Source organism: Paenibacillus rhizovicinus, from assembly GCF_010365285.1.
Classification (GTDB): domain Bacteria; phylum Bacillota; class Bacilli; order Paenibacillales; family Paenibacillaceae; genus Paenibacillus_Z; species Paenibacillus_Z rhizovicinus.
Map to the genome: position 1 here is coordinate 611,676 of NZ_CP048286.1, position 18,270 is coordinate 629,945.

The window sequence follows — 18,270 nt, forward strand, 5'->3', positions numbered from 1 at the left end:
CACCAAATAAGAGAAGCCCGCGAATATCGCGGGCTTCTCTTATTTGGCCGATGTTGTTCTTGTAATCCGATAAGCTTGCAGGCCAGGCGTTACGATCGGCGGGCGGAATTTCAATTTCCTAAACCCGACGAATTGCTTGGTACGTTCGTCCCAAAGCTTAAACCGAAGGGCTTGCAAGCTTAAGCGAATGCCAATCGCCGGAACGTTCTGCAAATCGGCGCTGCTCTCGTGAATGTGCTGCAAATGATAATTGGTCGCTTGGGGAACGAGATGATGAATATGATGGAAACCGATATTTCCGGTCATCCATTGCAGCATTCGGGGCAGCTTATAGTAAGAGCTGCCGTGCATGGCCGCGCTTACGAAATCCCACTCATCCGCCCGCTCGTTGTAGGTATCTTCGAATTGATGCTGCACGTAGAAGAGCCATATTCCCGCTGCGCCGGCCAAGTAGAGAATGGGGCCGTGCACGAGCAATACTTCCTTCCATCCCAGCAACAAACAGAGCAATCCGGTCAGAATGACCAACGCTGCATTCGTCACATGCGTGTTCAGCCGTTCTTTGCGTCTGGCATCCTTCCGGTTCATCCGGTACCCGATCAGGAACAAGAAAATCGGTCCGAGTCCGAACATCACGATCGGATTGCGGTACAACCGATAGCTTAAACGCTTCCAAGGCGTGAAAGCCGCATATTCATCCGTAGTCAACGTCCAAATATCGCCGATGCCGCGACGGGATAAATTCCCGCTCGTGGCGTGATGAATGGCATGCTCGTTCTTCCACTGATCGTAAGGAAAGAATGTAAGAATACCCGTGATCGTCCCTATGATTCCGTTCGCCTTCTTGCTGGCAAAGAACGATTGATGACAACAATCATGGAAAATGATGAAAATCCGGATCATGAATCCCGCAGCCGGAATCGCGAGCGCCAGCGTAATCCACCACGAGAACGACAGACTCACGTAAGCAAGCCCCCAAAGCAGAATAAACGGTACGATGCTATTGACCAATTGCCAGACGCTCTTCCTCAAGTCGGATTTGCCTAGCGAAGCCAGATCCTTCTTCAAGCGGGCATAATCATGTTGTGATTGCATTATATTCCCCTTTTTGTGTCCAACTTATCATTCACCATTCACTGTCTGGGAAATGAGCGCATGCTCCGCCTTGCTCGGCTAATGCGAAGGTTAACCTCGCGTCGAACGATGCTTAGGCGCGTTCAAAGCTTGTTTCATAGCGATTCCGGCCGTGAATACGGGTACCTTGCCTGCCGGGAGCTCGACTTCTTCTCCAGTTGCGCGGCTTCTTCCCATGCGCGCGTCGCGATAGCGAACTTCGAATTTCCCGAAACCGACAAGCTGCACCTCTCGGCCATCCTTTAAGGCTTGCAGGATGGAATCAAGCACGCACGTTACCGCTTTTTCGGCGTTCTTTTTCGAAAAACCGCCGCTTTTCGCTACTTCTTCCACCAATTGTTCTTTATTCATCATCAATACCTCGCTTTGTTAGAATCGTTTCACGACGTATGGAAAAAGATCACAATAAAAAAAGCCGCCCTAACAATTGTAGGGCAGCTTGATTAGAAAAGATTAGTATACTTTCGTTACGTTCTCGGCTTGTGGACCGCGTTGGCCTTGAACGACGTTGAATTGAACGCGTTGACCTTCGTCCAACGATTTGTAGCCTTCGCCTTCGATCGCGCTGAAGTGAACGAATACATCATTGCCTGCTTCGATTTCGATGAAACCAAAGCCTTTCTCTGCGTTAAACCATTTCACTGTACCTGTTTGCATGGTAATCCTCCGTAAAAAACATATTTCCTATTCATTAAGCCTAATCTTCCAAGACCGCTATTGCTAGAATAGCGCTCATTAGGCATGTTCAGACGATTGCTTGATGTCCGCTAATGTATCGGGTACAATTAGAATAACATGTCCGCTAATGTAAGTCAAGACGAGGAGGGTAAGCGAATGCGGCCAACTGCCGAAATTTCCGCGCGCGGCGAACAGACGATTCAAGCATTCATCGATGCGCTCGCGATCCGTGAAGCTCTCACTCCCAGGACATTAAAGGAATACGGAAGCGACTTGAGACATTTCATCGCCTGGTTTGAACAGGCCGTTCATCAAGAAGAAGACATGTCCTTCAACATGGAGGACGTATCGGAGCCGACGCTCATGCAATATCGGGAAACCGCGCAGCAAGCGATGGCTTTGAAACCTTCTACTATAAATAGGCGTTTGATCGCCTTGAAACGATTCTTCGGTTGGGCTGCGGCTGAAGCGAGCATTACCCGCGACCCTTCGAAGTCGGTCAAACTGGTTCCCGAGGAAAAGGCGGCTCCCCGGCAGATGAAGGCCGAGGAAGAAGCTGCATTGATCGCCGCGGCCGGCAACGGCGGATCGCTCCGGGATCGTACGATTCTGATCGTCATGCTGAATACCGGCTTGCGAACGATGGAAATCTGCGATCTCGCACCTGGCGATATCGAACTCGTTCCATCGCACGGCCGGCTCACGGTTCGATCCGGCAAACGGAACAAGCAGCGGCATGTGCCGTTGAACGAAACGTGCAGACTGGCATTGAACGAATATCTTGCAGTCCTTCCTTCGGAGAGCGACTATCTGTTCCCTTCGGAAAAAACCGGTGCTCGTTTAACGGAACGGGCTTTGCGGCATTTGGTCCATAAATACGTGAAAGCGGCGCATCTGGAAGGCTTGAGCGCCCATGATTTGCGGCATCGCTTCGGATACGCCATGGCCGTACATACGCCGCATCACGCTTTGGCCCGAATGATGGGTCATGACCATTTGGACTCCGCGATGATCTACTTCAAGGGGACCCGTGTCGAGCTTCAAGTCAATGAAGAAGCACAATTGCCGTGGTAAAGTCATTATTCCCTACCTTGCCGATTCCATGACACGGTTATATGCCCATAAGACATGAAAAATCCGCTCTTGCAGCGGATTTTTTCATGCATGGCTATGCTTTTTCATTCTCTCACGAGTCGATCGTCACTCACCATTGCCGTTCTATTCGATTATCGAACGAATGCCCGGCCAATGCATCCAAATATCCTTCATCGGAGCTTTCCAGTCTTGTTTATGTTCAGGGTGCGAGACGCGGAAGAAGATCGCGTAACGAGGGAACGGCGATGCGTTCTGGGCTACGCTGTGCGCGAGCTGGTAATGAACGAGGAATACATCGCCTGGTTCCCCCAGCGTTTGAATAGGTTCGGGCATATCGACAGGCGGCATCCCGTTCAGGAGCGCTTCCGGTCCGTGTTCCCGGAAATACGTTTCGTACTGCGTATGCGTGCCCGGCCATACAGTGAAATTGCCCGCATGCTTCTCCCTAACCGGGCTCAGCAGCACGCCGACCAGCATCGTAAAGTTGCCGATCGTCCCTTCCTTCACGCCGTTGGTCGGCGAATACATCCCGTCCAGATGCGGCCGGGCAACGCCTGGAGGATCCTGCAGCGAAGGAAACCGCAGCGCGACTTGTCCGTACTTCGCGGGCTGCACGTTGCCTTCGCCGATCAAGTCCTCCACCAGCGATTTGACCGGCGTATCATTGAACAGTCCGGTAATCGGCGGAAGCCCTTGCAGCTCCGGACAAAATGACTGCGCGCGGTAAATCGGCATTTGGGCGGGATCCATCCCTTGGCCGACCGAATGATTGATATTCCGAATCGCATGGTCGACCATCAGCTTCGGAATGACGCCGGGAACATGAATGTACCCGTTCTTCAGCATGGACGCTTTCTGCTCGTAAGTTAACTTCATGAATGGGTTCCTCCAGACTGGAATAGAAGATGACATACCATTGATAGATTCCACCTTCTGCCACATTATCCTGCCCTTTCATTAAAAAAAGCTGTCGAATGGTAGTCGGCAGCTTTCTTATGAGCGTTTAAGACTATATAGGCGTATCGTCATGCAGGGCATCGATCACTTTCAGCAGCCTGCCGGCTAGTTTGACGCTGTCGGCAAAGGCAGCGGACGCGAGCCTGCTCCTCTCCGCGGCGGCCTTGCTCTTCGCGGCGCGCGCTGACGGATCGTGGACGTAGTGATCCGCGTCGATATCGTCCGTATCTTCGAAATCACCTTCGTCCGACAACGCTAATCTGCCGATAGGCTTGCTCTCTGCCAGCAGCATGTGCAGGTCGGTCAAGTCAGAAGAATCCATTGTCCGGCGTGCGCCTTTGCTCGGGTTGCTGGCAAGCAAACGGTCCGTCAGCTCTGTCAGTTCCGAATAGTCGGCTGCGGACACGGGGATGGTTTGCAAATAATCGTCTTCATGCGCCAGGGCTGTTTTCAACCGGTTATATACCTTCTGGAACCTCGCTTCTAATTCTTCCCGATTCTCGCCGGGATCGGTGTCCAGTTCCGTCAGAATGTCGACGGTCGATGCTGCATCGATGCTAGCCTGATAGGCCGTTCGTCGCTCGATAAGCGCTTCCGAGAGGATAGGGAGCTTCGTGATCGGAGCAGCTTTGGTATAATGCTGCGCGATTTCTTTCGTTATACGGCCGGTAAACCGCCGGCCGTCTTCCCCTTCCAGCAGGAAGAGCTTGCCTGCGGGATTGAACGCTTGCAGGCTGCCCCTGACTCGCAAGAAGATGGACGATATCTCCGTCTCCTCGATGTAGGACACGGCATCCTGCAGCTGCTGAACGCTAAGCTCCGTTTCGCGGCACGGGCCTGCGGGCGCAGCCAGCTCGATAATAATCGCTGCGCGCAAGTTTAACAATGCGCGCAGCAGTTTGCCATAAGCTAGAACAGCCGGGGCATGAAGATGTTGTGAGCTCGCTCGCAGACTGTCGATGTCACGAGTGGACTGCATGAATTCGAACAGCTTTTGCGCTGCTTTCGTCGCCGGCGTAAGTCCGAACAGGTCCGCCGTCCCGGATGAAACCAAACGGATTCCGTCATCGCTCCTGAGCGCCACGTCAAAGTTGTTGTCCTTCCGAATCGACGCGCTTGCCCGGCGCATATTGGCGGACCAGCGGCTGTCAAGCGGAAACAAGGCGTTTCGTATCGCTTCAGCCAGTTCCTGACCGTCCAGCTTAACCGGCTCCTCGGAGCTGTCAATAGAAGAAACCAATAGACTGATCACATCGCGTCCGCTGTCGGCTGCTTCCGAAGCGGCGGATTTCCATATATGGCGTGACATTATTTCACCTCAAAGCATGACAGAAATGAGTGCTAGAAACGCGCAATGTTACAGATGACATTATACAGGTGATTTTCGTATCTATCTATATCGATAATCCTCTAGCAGCCGCCATTCGACAAGCAAAAGAAGCAGCGTCTCGCTTCGACGCTGCTTCTTTTTGCCGGCTATTCGCCGCGCGGTCTTAATCGATTTTGTTCGCTAACGCCGACAGGAAATGACCCATTGCCCGATAGTCGGCCGACTTATCCCATTGGTCAAGTTCATCTTGCCTGCCGGTGCATTGCCATAACAACGCTTGTTTGAGCTCCTTCATATAAGCGGACTTTTCGATACTTTCCGCTTTCATCATCTGTAGCAGTTTCAACCAATCCGTGACCTTGGACTCGCCAATTTCCCGCTCCGGGTACAGTTCCGCGATCGTCATGGCATGCGCGAGAGAACCCGATACATATATATCCGCGGCAAGATACGGTCCAATCTCCTCGTGGTTGTTATCTTGGGGAACGACCTCCGCCAGCAGCTCAAGCGCCTCGTCGATCTTCCCTTGCGACAATAAGGCCGAAGCGTACTCCGATTTGATATAGGCGACGCTGTCGTATTGATCCAGCCCCAGACCGAGTTCGTAATACTGTCTGACTCTATCCCAATCCCGAAGATCCCGATAATACTCCATCAGCCAATAACAATCGCTTAGTCGCGGATTAAGCTCCGCCATGTGCAGTTCATAGGGAAGCAATTCCTGCTTGCTCGTTGTATTCGACCTGTCGTCTTCGTCGAGTACGCCGTAGAGCTTGATAATCTTCCCTAAGCTATACGCATCCGTATGATCCGATTCCCAGGCTGACTTATACGCGGCCATGGCATCATCCACGCGGTTGTCAAGCAATAGCTGGTCTGCTTGCGTCAACGTCCTTGCTTTCAAACTGAAGAACGGAAGGTCGCCCATCGTATTCTTCGTTAACCGGTACCCGTTGCTTTGCGTCAGCTTGTTCCCCTTGCTGTCATAGGCCTCTACGTTCCAAGCGAACCGTTTGCCGGGATACGCGAAGGCGAGCAAGGTGAACGGATCCGGAACAAGCTTGTCATCAATCGTATTGTAGGCGAAGCCGGATGTCACATTATACAGCGTATCCATCGGAACATGGACTGCATGGCCCGGAATGCGGTCGTGAATGGTAACGCCAATGGAGCTCGTTCCGTGCATATCCTTCATATCGATCGTTCCTAACAGCTTGTAGTAGGCTGCCCCTTCGACGGGCTGCCAGCTGAACGTTACGCCGTCGCCGGTCAATACGGCATTATTCACGGGTGCCGTGACGCTCATCAGCGGTTGCAGCACGACCGGGTAGGTCACGTCTTTCCCAACGGCAACATCAATCCACTCATCATAATTGACCGGCCATACCCAGCCATCGATCTGATCGTAATCAAACCCGAGCGCCAGCTGATAGGCTCCGGGCAGCACGTCCGCGAACGAATAGCGGCCTTGATCGTCCGTCATCATCTGGTACGGCTCCGTTTCGGTCAAGCTGTGGTTGATCGCGTCCTGCGTGCGCAGAAAGACGCCTGCATGCGCCATTGGCGTGCCATCGCTGCGGATGACCGTTCCGGATACGACGGAAAGCGAAGCGCCTTTCAACTCTTCCGACCGTTCTTGGAGCACGCGGCGCAGCGCCTCCAGCTGTTCCAACCGACTTCCTCCGTCTTGCTTGGCATCCCGCGATGAAGGCCCGTCATGAGATGACGCGATTTGCCGATTCACGTCGTCCAACGCTTGGCTCAGTTTGCCTTGCCTCATCAATATCTTCGCTTTCAGCTGAGCAATACGCACGTCTAAATCGGCACTGTACAACCGCGCTTTAAGCATTTGCTTCTGAATCTCGTCCAAAAGCCCTTCCGCCTGCTCATACTCGCCCAGCTGGAAGAGCTGCTGTGCCTGCTCCACCTGCAGCTGCACGAGTTGATAGGTCTCGTTCTTCCCCAGACGCCGCTCCGCCGTTTCCAATACTTGGATGGCTTTGTCGTTCTCGCCTGTCAACGAATAATAGAGCGCCAGCTGCTTGGCCGCTTGCGATAGATACGTGCCGGCTGCCGGTCCTTCTTCCACGTAGCTGATCAGCAAGGGAAGCTTCGCATCCCAAGGCATTTTCGGTTTTATACCGGGAATGCCTGTGCCGAACGTATTATCCGGTCCGACATAAACTTGAAACGCATGTGTGAGCGTATCCGAGCCGTCGTTCAGCACATCCTTTTGAATATGCTTCCATTTCGATGCATCCGCATCCCAGCCGGACGGATCCACGCCTGCAAGATCGGCCATGATCGGCATCGCTTTATAGCCGAAGCCGATCAACAAGGAGGCAGAGACTAAGCCCATCACCAAATGCTTCACCTTAACGCGAATCTTCAGCTTCAATGGAGGCCACCGCCCTCTCGTAGTCATCCTGCCAATAGACGTTCTTGCCTTCGACGACAAGCACGCGGTTCACGGCCGAATCCGTTCGGTCGACGATCGGGTCGCTTCGCATACGTCCGAGGACCAGCGTTCCGGCAAGCACCGCTATGATGGCCGCCGCCGGGACGAGAGGAATCTCTAATTCCTTGTTCCAGATGGCATGCAGCCTGCTCTGCAAGCCTCGGGGATGCGTCTGCCCGAGCACTTTTTCCTGTCCGGAGAAAAGCAGCCGACCCAGCTCCCTGTCAAGCGCTGCCTTCACGCCGGCTCGTTCTCCCTGCTCGCGCTCGTTCATGTCCATCCCCCCTGGTCGGCTTCCAAAATGATTTTCAACTGTTTGCGTCCGCGCGCCAAACGCGCTTTGATCGTGTTCTCGTTCGCCTGCAGCTGCTCCGTAATGTCCGCGATCGACAACTCCTGGTAATAGTACAACGTAATGACCTCGCGATATTTGTAATCCAAACGGCCGATCGCCTCGTGCAGCTGCGTTTGCTGGAGCCCAAGCAGCAGCGCGTCTTCCGGACCCGGCTCGGCAAGCTCCGTCTCCCTCTCCGCCCGCAAATCCGGCAGCATATGCCGCCAGCTCCGGGTCCGCTGTTTCATGCGGCAGCGATTCAGCGTAATGCGCAGGAGCCATGCGCCCAGCTTGGCGGGCTCCTGCAGCTGTCCGATTTTATGAAAAGCCTGTATGAATGTATCTTGCACCGCTTCTTCCGCGGCTTGAACGTCCTTCAGCAGCAAATACGCCGTTCGGAGCAGCCGGTCGCCGTACATTTCCATCAGCAGCCGCAGGGCATCTTCATCTTTGTGCAATAAACGCTCGACGACATCCAACCAGCTTCTCCCACCTCTCCACTTCATGATGATGCATGAAGTTTCCAAGAAGTTGCAAGAGAAACGAAAAAAAGTATCGTTTTCCATTCTTGCATGCAAGATGCCGTAACCTCACATTTTTGGACATGCGCAACATTGTTGTACCCTGCTTATTTTTGAGGACATCGACAACACTGTTTCTCTAGACCCACACGGTTTCGGTCCTGTATTATGACAAAGCGAATGTTTCATTATTGGAGGTTGGGCATGGAAAGCGCATATGAAGACATTAAGAAAGGCGAGAAAGGCGCATGGATCAGCATCGCTGCCTATCTCATCCTATCGGCGTTCAAGCTGACGATCGGGTATTGGACGAACTCGGAGGCGCTGTCGGCGGACGGCTTGAACAATTCGACGGATATTATCGCTTCGATCGCGGTGTTGATCGGGCTTCGCATATCGCGCAAGCCGCCGGACAAGGACCACCGTTACGGCCATTTCAGGGCGGAGACCGTATCGGCGATGATCGCATCCTTCATTATGTTCGCGGTCGGCTTACAAGTACTCTACCAAGCGATCGGATCATTCCGCTCGCCGCACGTCACTTCGCAAGGCAGCATTGCCGCTTGGGCGGCGATCCTATCTGCCGTCGCGATCTACGCGGTCTACTTGTATAACTCCCGGCTGGCGAAGCAAATCAACAGTCAAGCGATGCTCGCCGCGGCACAGGACAACCGGTCCGATGCCATGGTCAGCGCCGGCGCGTTCATCGGAATAGTAGGAGCGCAATTCGGCCTGCCTTGGCTGGACCCATTGACCGCTCTTCTTGTGGGATTGATGATATTGAAGACGGCATGGGGCATCTTCCGCGATGCGACGCATGCGTTGACGGACGGTTTCGACGACCAGGAGCTGCAAGTGATCAAGCGGACCATCCGGGAAGTGCCCGGCGTCGAGAAAATCATCGATATCAAAGCCCGCATCCATGGCAACAATAAGCTGGTCGACGTGACGATCGGCGTCCACCACCTGCTTAACGTAACGGAGAGCCACGAGATTACGGAACAGGTCGAGAAGCAAATGTACGATCAGCACCAGATTTCGCATGTTCATATTCATATCGAACCCTTCGAAGCGGCACGTTAGGCCGTCAGGAACTGTGGGCTTCATTCATTCGTTTGCGTTCTTCCTTTTTCCATCCGCATGTTCGTTTTGCAGCTGCAGGTTCGTTTGTCGGTCTATCGCTCGTTTTGCAATCTATCATTCATCCTTTCAGCCCTTGCACCCGCAGGCAGCCAATGGCAGCTTGCGGGTCTTTTTGTATAGCAAGAAAATACTGGTTATATCTAAATCTATCTAAATAGATGAAAATACTACAAAATAAAATAGAGTTATGTTACGATTACTGACATTAGAGGGCAAACGATTCGAGGAGGCATTTCCATGAAAAAAACGACGGCTTACGCACTCAGTCTTGCGCTTCTGACCGCGGCTTTGACACTGCAGGTCCAACCGTCCGCAGCCGCGGCCAAGAAGACCGAACTGCTCGTATCCGCGGCGGCCAGCTTGAAGGACAGCCTCGACGTCATCGAGAAAACCTACGAGAAGAAGCATCCGGATATCGATCTCGTCTTCAATTACGGCTCTTCGGGCACGCTGCAGAAGCAAATCGAGCAAGGCGCTCCTGCGGATATCTTCTTCTCGGCCGGCCGGAAGCAAATGGATACGCTCGTGAAAGAATCGCTGATCGGCGATCATGCGACGCTGCTCAAGAACGTTCTCGTCATGGTCGTGCCTGCTAATTCCAAGTTCACATTTACGACGGTCAAAGAATTGACGAACAAATCCATCAAGAAAATCGCGGTCGGTCAGCCGGAATCCGTTCCTGCCGGACAATATGCCAAAGAAACGTTGACGACGCGCAATGTCTGGAATCCGCTCCAATCGAAGCTCGTATACGCGAAGGATGTCCGCCAAGTGCTGACCTACGTGGAAACCGGCAACGTCGATGCGGGCTTCGTCTACAAGACGGATGCACTTACGTCGAGCAAAGTGAAGATCGCGCTGAAAATCACCGATGACGTGCACAGCCCGATTCTCTACCCTGCAGGCGTCGTGAAAGAAACGAAGCATGCCGCTGAAGCGAAAGCTTTCTACGCCTACTTGCAAACGAACGAAGCGAATGCCGTGTTCGTGAAATTCGGATTCAAGAATTAATCATTGCCGTTGACAGAAGGAGTCATATGATGGATTGGAACACGTTCTTCGACCCGATCGGATTATCCGTACAAATCTCCGTCGTTGCCAGCGTCCTCGTCTTCGCGGCCTCGCTGTTGATTGCATGGCGCATGGCCAAAGCGCGGTTCATCGGCAAAAGCATTCTCGAAACCATCCTGCTCCTCCCGCTTGTTCTGCCTCCGACCGTCGTCGGATTCGTGCTGCTCGTCGTTCTCGGAAGGCGCAGCTGGGTCGGCAAAGCGTATGAATCGCTCTTCGGCGGGCCGATTCTGTTCACTTGGGAATCCGCCGTTATCGCGGCCGCTGTGGTGGCCTTCCCGCTCGCTTACCGGACGATCAAGACAGGGCTGCAAGGCGTGGACGCCGATCTCGAGAACGCCGCTAGAGCGATGGGAGCAGGCGAATGGCAGGTGTTCCGCTATGTTACGGTTCCGCTGGCCGCGCGATCACTCGCGACCGGATATATTCTCGGCTTCTGCCGGGGGCTCGGCGAATTCGGGGCTACCTTGATGGTCGCGGGCAATATTCCCGGACGAACGCAAACGATTCCGACGGCGATTTACGTGGCTTCGGACGGCGGGAGCATGACGATGGCATGGGCATGGGCTGGCGCGATGATCGGTCTCTCCTTCCTGATGCTGCTGCTCGTTGACCAGATGTCCAGGGATTAATGATCGAACTGCGTTGGACGCGCAGTACTCATAACGAATGGCAAAAAACCTTCTTCGGCCTGGTTTGCAGTGCACCCCTTAGAATAGACATTGGAAAAACCCCTAGGTTAATCCGATGAAATTCTAGGGGGTGCTTTTTTATGGCGATTAAAGGACAAAAATTTCATCATTATCCGGAATCGATTAAGGTTGAGGCTATTCGACTGCATGTTGAGGAACGTTGGAGTTACAGTCGGATTACAGCACATTTGGAAATTCAGGATAAGGATCGAGTGAAGCGTTGGATGAGGAAGTATCGCGAAAAGGGAGTCTCTGCATTCGAGGACAGACGAGGTAACCCACATCGAGATGAAACGAAGCAAGAACGTGAGCTCAAGCGGCTCTACATGGAGGTTGAGGTGCTAAAAAAGTGGTTACAAATCTTGAATCGGGAGGGCTGCAAAGCAAACACATCGTCATCGACGAGTTGAAAAGTAAACGAACTGTCAAGGAATTGTGTGCATATCTGGGGATCAGTCGAAGTGGTTACTACTCCTATCTAAACCGTAAAGACCACGATCCTGATGAAGATCTGAAGAACAAAATCAAAGCCATCTACGAACAGCGCGACAAGACCGTAGGGTACCGCCGCATACAGGATGAGCTATCTCGTCAATATGACCTCATAGTGAACCATAAGAAAGTATTACGCTTGATGCAGGAGCTTGGCATAAAAGCGATTATACGTCGTAAATATGTACATCGAACAAGCTACGAAGCAGCTGTTTCAGATGGCAGAATAGCAGCAAACATGTTACAAAGAAACTTTAAGGCGGATAAACCCAATCAAAAATGGGTAACAGATGTGACGCAATATCGCGTATTCGATGAGAGAATTTACTTATCGGCGATCAAGGATTTGTGGAACAACGAAATCGTCGGATACCACATCAGTCGTCACAATGACAATCCGCTTGTGCTAGAGACGTTTAGGAAGGCGTTTGAAAAACATAAAGACGTGACTGGGCTGATCGTTCACAGCGATCAAGGAAGCCAGTACACGTCCCATGCTTACCACGACATGCTGCCACAGGTTGGCGCCCAAATCAGCATGTCACGCCGAGGCAATTGTTATGACAATGCCTCAATGGAGAGCTTCTTCTCTCATCTGAAAGTAGAAGCACTCTACCCTTATGATATACGATCCATCGATGAGGCACAAAGAAGAATTGAGGAATACATCCGCTTTTACAATGAAGATAGGGCTCAACGAAAACTAAACAAGCTGACTCCGGTCGAATACCGGCGTCAGCTTGTTGCCTAGGGCTTTTTCCAATGTCCACTAAATGGGGTCTTGACCAGTTGGCCTGAAGAAGGTTTTTTAGTTTGTTACAGACGCTAAAGCGGCCAGGTCAATAGGTTAGTCGAAGGGCAGCAGCATCCTATTAGAAAACATTGCCTGCTAAGGCGTTAGCACCGATTCGCATCCATTATACCTTCCGGACTTTCAAATCGAACTGGCCGCGCAGCCGGTCCGCGAACAGCACCGTGTCGAGATTGTAATACTTCACGAACTCGTCCACCATCTCGTGATCGCCGTACACGGGATGCCCGCGGAAGGGTACCCAGAAATGCCGCGGCGGTCCGTCCCCCGGATTATCGTTGCGCCAAGTGAGCATATAAGCGATTTTGCTCGCGACCGGATCCTCCGACAACGTGCGATGCAGGAGGCTGAACCAGTCCGGCACCGTATTGCCGCTCGGCTTCAGCCCGTCCTCGGCGTTCCAGCGAAGCCCCGCTTCCGTCAGCGCCGCGACCTTGCCTCTGGATTCGGCGATGCCGACGAGGATTCGCGCATCCAGCATAGTCGCTTCCATCCAACCGCTGCCGTATTCCGGCCGGTCGTCGTAGATGTCCATGCCGATGAGATCGACGAAGTCGTCGCCGGGATAACGGTCGAGATAATCGGCTTCATCCTTGAAGTGACCGTTAGGAGAGTACGCGTACAGGAAGTTGCGAACGCCTCTCTCGTCCCGCAGATACCGCACCGTGAAATGCCACAGCGCTATGTATTGTTCCCGGGTGCTTGTCGTGCTGCCCCACCAGAACCAGTTGCCGGAATTCTCGTGAAACGGCCGGTAAATGACCGGCACGAGTTTGCCCGAGTCGTCCTTGAACCCGTTCGCGAAGTCGGCTGTCGCGTCGAGCCGGGCTACGAATTTCGCATGGTCTTTCCCGCCCGGCAATATATGCTCCACGCACGGCGTCATATCGTAAAAGCTGCCGCCGCTCGTGAAATTCGGCATATGATCCTCCAGCGTGACGATGCCGTTCTTCGCATGAATGTCCTTGGCGATCGCGATCAGCTCGCTTGCATTCATCCGCACGCCGATTCCGAACACCGCCGGGTACGCGCCAACGGCCGCGAACGTATCCGACCCGCCGGCCGCATTCGTGACGACCGATTCCGTCGTGTCGTTCTGATGCCCGAACATGATATACCTGCCCGCGATACCCCGGAGAAAAGCGAACAGCGAAACCGTTTCGTCCGTCGCCGCTGCGTCAACAAGCCGGACGGGGCTTAAGTCGAAGTCCTCGGTCGAGATCGGCGGACGAGCATGGTCAGGCATTATGGACAAGTCGTTATTTAACGTCATAAACAATCTCCTCTACAATCGTCGTTACGCAATCACCGCATCGGCAATGCTTCAGTCCAGCTGGAAACCCTGACTGATCAAAAAGTCGTACATATGCGGCCGCAGCAGCTCCTGACGGAATCTCGCGGTCATCTCCTGCGACCACCGGGAGGTTTTCCCGCCGCCGGAACGCACTTCATAATAATGGGAGATGGTCGCGTCATAAGCGGCAATCCCTTCCGCGAAGCCTGCATCGGAATAGGCTTCCTCGTGATAAACGACCGACACCGGCAGCCTTGGCCTCAAATCCGGCAGCTGATCCGGAATGCCGACACACATCCCGAACACCGGATAAACCAGCTTCGGAAGCTTTAGCAGCTCTGACACTTCCTGCGGCCGGTTGCGAATTCCGCCGATATAGACGACGCCGAGACCGAGCGATTCCGCGGCAACGGCCGCATTTTGGGCAGCTAACGCCGTATCTACTGTCGCCATGAGGAATGCCTCGGTATTATGCGTCAGCTCGAAGTCCGCCTGCTCCTTGTGATGTCTGACTGCCGCCTGAAGCCGGTTCAGATCCGCGCACCAGACGAGGAATAATGGCGCCTCCGCGACATGCTTCTGATTGCCGGTCAGCTCAGCCAGCCGGTTTCGCTTCTCCTCGCTCCGAACGCCGATTACGCTGTAAGCTTGAATGTTGGAAGAAGTAGATGCCGCCTGCGCCGCGGTCAGGATCTGTTTCAGCTGCTCGTCGGTCACGGCGGTTGGCGCAAATTTCCGGATCGAGCGGTGTGCTTTCATTAATGCTATCGTTTCATTCATGGGTAGTCCTCCTTGGTGAAGCTAACATTTGCCTTCTATTCAGTCCTCGTCCTCGTCATCGTCGTCAGCGAACAGTTCCTTCAACACCCGGTCCCGATTGTCCAGAAACCTTCTCGTCACGATGTAATGCAGCGTATCCTCATATCGGATTTCCTTGACGGGAGCCGAGTCAAAATCGAATATTTGCGCATCCGGGTAGCCAAGCAGAATCGGCGAGTGCGTCGCCACGATGAACTGGGCTTCCTGCTCCAAATCATGCATGATCCGCATGAGCGCCAGCTGTCTGGCCGGCGACAGCGCGGCCTCGGGCTCGTCCAGCAGGTAGATTGCCTTTTTGCCGAAACGGTGCTTGAACAGCGACAGAAACGCCTCGCCATGGGACTGCTTATGCAGCGAAACGCCGCCGTAATAAGGGAGCGACTCCGGCATGGAATCGATATGGGAAGCGAAGCTGTAGAACGTTTCCGCCCGCAGGAAGAAACCGTTCGTGATCTTCGGCAGCCAGGATAAGCGGATATGACTGCCCAGCGCGGAGCCCGATGCATCCACCTCGTAGGCGTTGCTGCGCCCGCCCCCGGCTGTATTAAATCCGCATCGGTAAGCGATCGCTTCCAGCAGCGTCGACTTGCCGGAGCCGTTTTCGCCGACGAAGAAGGTGACGTTCGACGAGAAATTTAATGACGTTAACGAACGAATGACCGGAATCGAGAACGGATATTGCCGTTTGTCCAACTCTTCTTCTCGCTCAATGGAGACGCTTCTTAAGTACATGCTAGGCTCCTTCGCCTTTCCGCTCTGTCCGCAGCAGCATGGTCGACGTAATGAGGTTGCTGAGCAGCAGCCAAATCAATATGCCGGGCGCGATCGCCATCAGCCCGGGCAGACCGTATACCTGCAGGCCGCCGACGATGCTGAAGCATGCCGCGGCTGGTAAGACGAGCCAGAATCGTACGCGGCCAGCCGATTTCCGCAAGACGGCATCCTGCCACTGAAACTGAGCGAAGAACGGTTCGGCGATCATGCCGCGCCAGTGAGAGATGACCCAAGTCGACAGCAGCAGCAGGAGCGCTATCATGACGAAGGGCTTGATCACGGCGGGCGACAAGGCGACTGCAGCGGTGGAAATGAATACGAAGATCAGCCAGGTGCGAATGAGCGGCAGCCGGCGAATGAATGCTTTCACTATCATTTCGGCATGGATCGTTTCGCCGTTGAACGGCTTGAAAATCCGGTTCGAGCGGCGCAGCATCACTGGACGGCTGAGCTTGACCCGCGGCCTCCGCTCGATGACGTTCCGCAGCAACAATTGCGTGCTGGCCAATCTCGCGTGCTGCTCCTGCTGCGCATCGGATTCGAATGTATCCCTTGCGCGCAGTTTAATGCGCAGCAGCAAACCTAATGCCGCCGCGCCGATGAGCAGCGGTGCCAGAAGCTGCAGCGGAGAGGTCCCGATCGCAATCATCGGCACGAGGTACGCAGCCGCAAGCAGCAGCGTGACCGCCGTCTTGACGACCCACTTGAGTAATCCCAAGAATCGGGCCTCGATCAAATTCCTCCATACTGCGCCGATGCACGCCCATACCCAAGTGTATAGAATCATGACAACGATGTGCGATGCCGGGAAATGATGGACCGCGATGAAGAACGGGAACAACAGCGCATACACGAGCGTTGTCATGAATAACAGAACCAGTGCGGTATACGCCGTTCCGCGCACCAAGAGTCCCCGGCCCCAGGACCGCTTCTGAATCAAGAACAGTACGTCGGCTTCTTCCGTGAACGTCCGCAGCCTGCCGATGAAGACGACGAAGAGCGGCAGTCGTTCCCCGGTCCACATCGGCAGCTGCGTCAGCCAATGCGGCGGATCATGCCACAGATCCACATACGTGCCGCCGCCGACCCACAGCATCGGCAGAATGAAGTACAGCCAGACCGTCCAGTCCAGCGCCGTGCGCCATGCTCTCCACTGCTCGATCCAGAAGCGGCCGAGCCTTCGCCGGAACAAGGTTCCGATGCGCCAACGGCCGGTAAGCTTATTCATCCCTCTTCCCCCTTACGTCAGTGCATAGAAGCATTCGGTCAGCGGCGCATCGACCGCGCAGCCCGCCTGCTCCCGCACCTGGCCGAGCGTGCCCTGCGCCACGATCGACCCGCTGTTGATAAGGATAATGCGTTCGCAGATCCGTTCGGCGGTATCCAGTACGTGCGTGCACATCAACACGCCCGCTCCCCGTTCGCGTTCATCCTGCAGCAGCTCGAGGAAATCCCTCGTCGCCCGGGGATCGAGCCCGACGAACGGCTCATCCACCACGTATACGTCCGGCTTGAGCAGGAACCCGATGATGAGCATCATCTTCTGCTGCATCCCTTTCGAGAAGCCGGTCGGCAGCTTATGCCGCTCGTCCGATAGCCGAAACCGTTCCAGCATCAGCTCCGCCCGCTGCAGGAACGTCGCCTCGTCCAGCTCGTACGCGGCTGCCGCGAGCTGCAGATGTTCCCACAGCGTCATATATTCATAGAGCACCGGCTGCTCCGGCACGTACGCATAACGGCCTTGTTCGCCGCCGAATTGCACGCTTCCGTCGACGTAGCGCGTGAGACCGAGCAGCGATTTGATCGTCGTGCTCTTCCCCGCGCCGTTCGGACCGATCAAGCCGACCAGCTCTCCTGCTTCAATCGAGAATGCGATATTCCTAATGACGTCCGCATCCGCCGTATATCCGGCTTTCCGGATGTCCACCTCTAGCACCGACATGTCCAAATTCCTCCCAATCGTCGGCAGCTGCCGCGCTTCGCGATGCGGCCGCCAATCGATTCCCTAATTTAAATCGTTCAGAATGGCTAATACTTCGTCCTTCGCAAGGACGTTCACGCCGATCGCGGACAATTCCTGAATCCCCTTCTCGTACACTTGGGACATCGCATCCTTCACCATGACGGCACGATAGTCCCGCTCGCTCGCTTCGTATATAGACGTACGCGGACAGTTCGGAAAATTGCAGCCGATGAACACGACCGTATCCACGTTCAGTTCGCGCAGGAAGGCATCCAGCCCCGTCTCGTAGAACGCGCCCCAACGAGGTTTATACACGATCCATTCCCGATCGCCGGCCGGCTGGAGCTCGCCGCGGAGCAGCGCGGCGCTTTGCATCGGACCTGCTCCGGCAGGCAGCAGCTCCGCAACGAGCTGTGCACCAGGGCTCTCCGGCGCAGCGACGCGCGCTCCGTTCTCGATGAGCGCCCTCCGGCACAAGTCGACATTCGAGCCGTTCTCTTCGTACAGGCGCACGACATGCACGATAGGAAGCCCTTGCGCGCGATAGGCTTCCAGCAGTTCAACCATGGCCGGAATCACGTCCATCGTTCCGGGTATTTCGGCAGGCGCGCCGGGAAGCGTGAAATCGTTTTGCGTATCGATCGTAATCAAAACGGAATGATGCCAATGCGGCTCCGTATAGCTCATAACCCGTCACCTCCGCG

General features: G+C 54.4%; 20 protein-coding genes. 6 read left to right on the forward strand and 14 right to left on the reverse strand.

Annotated elements, in window-relative coordinates; translation table 11 throughout:
* Positions 1 to 39: 39 nt before the first annotated feature.
* The 3 genes from GZH47_RS02765 to GZH47_RS02775 all read right to left on the reverse strand — a co-directional run bounded on the left by GZH47_RS02765 (position 40) and on the right by GZH47_RS02775 (position 1,791).
* On the reverse strand, positions 40 to 1,095 hold the full coding sequence (locus tag GZH47_RS02765) for a Delta(5) desaturase DesA (RefSeq protein ID WP_162638426.1): 1,056 nt from the start codon (positions 1,093 to 1,095) through the stop codon (positions 40 to 42).
* 90 nt (positions 1,096 to 1,185) lie between these two features.
* A complete protein-coding gene (locus GZH47_RS02770) occupies positions 1,186 to 1,485 on the reverse strand; it encodes an HU family DNA-binding protein (RefSeq protein WP_162645046.1) in 300 nt (99 codons plus the stop codon).
* A 102-nt stretch (positions 1,486 to 1,587) separates the two neighbouring features.
* Positions 1,588 to 1,791, reverse strand: coding sequence for a cold-shock protein (locus tag GZH47_RS02775; RefSeq protein ID WP_162638427.1), 204 nt, complete (start codon positions 1,789 to 1,791; stop codon positions 1,588 to 1,590).
* A gap of 177 nt (positions 1,792 to 1,968) precedes the next feature.
* Here GZH47_RS02775 and GZH47_RS02780 point away from each other — a divergent pair, with 177 nt between their 5' ends.
* Positions 1,969 to 2,886 carry a tyrosine-type recombinase/integrase gene (locus GZH47_RS02780; protein WP_162638428.1) on the forward strand — a complete coding sequence of 306 codons (918 nt, stop codon included), beginning with the start codon at positions 1,969 to 1,971 and terminating at the stop codon, positions 2,884 to 2,886.
* Between the two features lie 144 nt (positions 2,887 to 3,030).
* Here GZH47_RS02780 and GZH47_RS02785 read toward each other — a convergent pair whose 3' ends face one another.
* From GZH47_RS02785 to GZH47_RS02805, 5 genes are all read right to left on the reverse strand, one after another.
* Complete coding sequence (locus GZH47_RS02785) at positions 3,031 to 3,783, reverse strand: phytanoyl-CoA dioxygenase family protein (protein ID WP_162638429.1); 753 nt, start codon at positions 3,781 to 3,783, stop codon at positions 3,031 to 3,033.
* A 133-nt stretch (positions 3,784 to 3,916) separates the two neighbouring features.
* The gene (locus GZH47_RS02790) at positions 3,917 to 5,173 is read right to left on the reverse strand and encodes a hypothetical protein (RefSeq protein ID WP_162638430.1); all 1,257 of its coding nucleotides are present in this window, start codon (positions 5,171 to 5,173) and stop codon (positions 3,917 to 3,919) included.
* A 184-nt stretch (positions 5,174 to 5,357) separates the two neighbouring features.
* On the reverse strand, positions 5,358 to 7,592 hold the full coding sequence (locus GZH47_RS02795; RefSeq protein ID WP_162638431.1) for a hypothetical protein: 2,235 nt from the start codon (positions 7,590 to 7,592) through the stop codon (positions 5,358 to 5,360).
* A complete protein-coding gene (locus tag GZH47_RS02800) occupies positions 7,570 to 7,926 on the reverse strand; it encodes a hypothetical protein (protein WP_162638432.1) in 357 nt (118 codons plus the stop codon). The genes GZH47_RS02795 and GZH47_RS02800 overlap by 23 nt, the downstream gene beginning before the upstream one ends.
* Positions 7,923 to 8,465, reverse strand: a complete 543-nt coding sequence (locus GZH47_RS02805) for an RNA polymerase sigma factor (protein WP_162638433.1) — start codon at positions 8,463 to 8,465, stop codon at positions 7,923 to 7,925. Before GZH47_RS02805 ends, GZH47_RS02800 begins: the two co-directional genes overlap by 4 nt.
* A gap of 246 nt (positions 8,466 to 8,711) precedes the next feature.
* On the opposite strand from GZH47_RS02805, the gene GZH47_RS02810 reads away from it, so the two are divergent.
* The 5 genes from GZH47_RS02810 (at position 8,712) to GZH47_RS02830 (ending at position 12,656) form a co-directional block, all read left to right on the forward strand.
* Positions 8,712 to 9,590, forward strand: a complete 879-nt coding sequence (locus GZH47_RS02810) for a cation diffusion facilitator family transporter (protein WP_162638434.1) — start codon at positions 8,712 to 8,714, stop codon at positions 9,588 to 9,590.
* A 297-nt stretch (positions 9,591 to 9,887) separates the two neighbouring features.
* Positions 9,888 to 10,661 (forward strand): molybdate ABC transporter substrate-binding protein, encoded by a 774-nt coding sequence (gene modA / locus GZH47_RS02815; RefSeq protein WP_162638435.1) that lies wholly within the window; start codon positions 9,888 to 9,890, stop codon positions 10,659 to 10,661.
* 29 nt (positions 10,662 to 10,690) lie between these two features.
* A complete protein-coding gene (gene modB, locus GZH47_RS02820) occupies positions 10,691 to 11,353 on the forward strand; it encodes a molybdate ABC transporter permease subunit (protein WP_162645047.1) in 663 nt (220 codons plus the stop codon).
* A gap of 140 nt (positions 11,354 to 11,493) precedes the next feature.
* Positions 11,494 to 11,823, forward strand: coding sequence for a helix-turn-helix domain-containing protein (locus GZH47_RS02825; RefSeq protein ID WP_162638436.1), 330 nt, complete (start codon positions 11,494 to 11,496; stop codon positions 11,821 to 11,823).
* A complete protein-coding gene (locus tag GZH47_RS02830; RefSeq protein ID WP_162638437.1) occupies positions 11,763 to 12,656 on the forward strand; it encodes an IS3 family transposase in 894 nt (297 codons plus the stop codon). Before GZH47_RS02825 ends, GZH47_RS02830 begins: the two co-directional genes overlap by 61 nt.
* A 166-nt stretch (positions 12,657 to 12,822) precedes the next feature.
* On the opposite strand, the gene GZH47_RS02835 is transcribed toward GZH47_RS02830, so the two are convergent.
* From GZH47_RS02835 to GZH47_RS02860, 6 genes are all read right to left on the reverse strand, one after another.
* Complete coding sequence (locus tag GZH47_RS02835) at positions 12,823 to 13,989, reverse strand: glycoside hydrolase family 26 protein (protein WP_162638438.1); 1,167 nt, start codon at positions 13,987 to 13,989, stop codon at positions 12,823 to 12,825.
* 51 nt (positions 13,990 to 14,040) lie between these two features.
* On the reverse strand, positions 14,041 to 14,790 hold the full coding sequence (gene nfsA / locus GZH47_RS02840) for an oxygen-insensitive NADPH nitroreductase (protein ID WP_162638439.1): 750 nt from the start codon (positions 14,788 to 14,790) through the stop codon (positions 14,041 to 14,043).
* 39 nt (positions 14,791 to 14,829) lie between these two features.
* The gene (locus GZH47_RS02845; protein ID WP_162638440.1) at positions 14,830 to 15,561 is read right to left on the reverse strand and encodes an AAA family ATPase; all 732 of its coding nucleotides are present in this window, start codon (positions 15,559 to 15,561) and stop codon (positions 14,830 to 14,832) included.
* Position 15,562: 1 nt separating this feature from the next.
* Complete coding sequence (locus GZH47_RS02850) at positions 15,563 to 16,831, reverse strand: ABC transporter permease (RefSeq protein ID WP_162638441.1); 1,269 nt, start codon at positions 16,829 to 16,831, stop codon at positions 15,563 to 15,565.
* 12 nt (positions 16,832 to 16,843) lie between these two features.
* The gene (locus GZH47_RS02855; protein WP_162638442.1) at positions 16,844 to 17,545 is read right to left on the reverse strand and encodes an ABC transporter ATP-binding protein; all 702 of its coding nucleotides are present in this window, start codon (positions 17,543 to 17,545) and stop codon (positions 16,844 to 16,846) included.
* 63 nt (positions 17,546 to 17,608) lie between these two features.
* Entirely contained in the window at positions 17,609 to 18,253 is a 645-nt protein-coding gene (locus GZH47_RS02860; protein WP_162638443.1) for a cysteine hydrolase family protein, read from the reverse strand.
* Positions 18,254 to 18,270: the final 17 nt, after the last annotated feature.

Excerpts from the sequence above, each read along its gene's own strand:
- GZH47_RS02765 (WP_162638426.1), bottom strand. The coding sequence starts at position 1,095 with ATGCAATCACAACATGATTATGCCCGCTTGAAGAAGGATCTGGCTTCG.
- GZH47_RS02770 (WP_162645046.1), bottom strand. The coding sequence starts at position 1,485 with ATGAATAAAGAACAATTGGTGGAAGAAGTAGCGAAAAGCGGCGGTTTT.
- GZH47_RS02775 (WP_162638427.1), bottom strand. The coding sequence starts at position 1,791 with ATGCAAACAGGTACAGTGAAATGGTTTAACGCAGAGAAAGGCTTTGGT.
- GZH47_RS02780 (WP_162638428.1), top strand. The coding sequence starts at position 1,969 with ATGCGGCCAACTGCCGAAATTTCCGCGCGCGGCGAACAGACGATTCAA.
- GZH47_RS02785 (WP_162638429.1), bottom strand. The coding sequence starts at position 3,783 with ATGAAGTTAACTTACGAGCAGAAAGCGTCCATGCTGAAGAACGGGTAC.
- GZH47_RS02790 (WP_162638430.1), bottom strand. The coding sequence starts at position 5,173 with ATGTCACGCCATATATGGAAATCCGCCGCTTCGGAAGCAGCCGACAGC.
- GZH47_RS02800 (WP_162638432.1), bottom strand. The coding sequence starts at position 7,926 with ATGAACGAGCGCGAGCAGGGAGAACGAGCCGGCGTGAAGGCAGCGCTT.
- GZH47_RS02810 (WP_162638434.1), top strand. The coding sequence starts at position 8,712 with ATGGAAAGCGCATATGAAGACATTAAGAAAGGCGAGAAAGGCGCATGG.
- modA (WP_162638435.1), top strand. The coding sequence starts at position 9,888 with ATGAAAAAAACGACGGCTTACGCACTCAGTCTTGCGCTTCTGACCGCG.
- modB (WP_162645047.1), top strand. The coding sequence starts at position 10,691 with ATGGATTGGAACACGTTCTTCGACCCGATCGGATTATCCGTACAAATC.
- GZH47_RS02825 (WP_162638436.1), top strand. The coding sequence starts at position 11,494 with ATGGCGATTAAAGGACAAAAATTTCATCATTATCCGGAATCGATTAAG.
- GZH47_RS02835 (WP_162638438.1), bottom strand. The coding sequence starts at position 13,989 with ATGACGTTAAATAACGACTTGTCCATAATGCCTGACCATGCTCGTCCG.
- nfsA (WP_162638439.1), bottom strand. The coding sequence starts at position 14,790 with ATGAATGAAACGATAGCATTAATGAAAGCACACCGCTCGATCCGGAAA.
- GZH47_RS02845 (WP_162638440.1), bottom strand. The coding sequence starts at position 15,561 with ATGTACTTAAGAAGCGTCTCCATTGAGCGAGAAGAAGAGTTGGACAAA.
- GZH47_RS02850 (WP_162638441.1), bottom strand. The coding sequence starts at position 16,831 with ATGAATAAGCTTACCGGCCGTTGGCGCATCGGAACCTTGTTCCGGCGA.
- GZH47_RS02855 (WP_162638442.1), bottom strand. The coding sequence starts at position 17,545 with ATGTCGGTGCTAGAGGTGGACATCCGGAAAGCCGGATATACGGCGGAT.
- GZH47_RS02860 (WP_162638443.1), bottom strand. The coding sequence starts at position 18,253 with ATGAGCTATACGGAGCCGCATTGGCATCATTCCGTTTTGATTACGATC.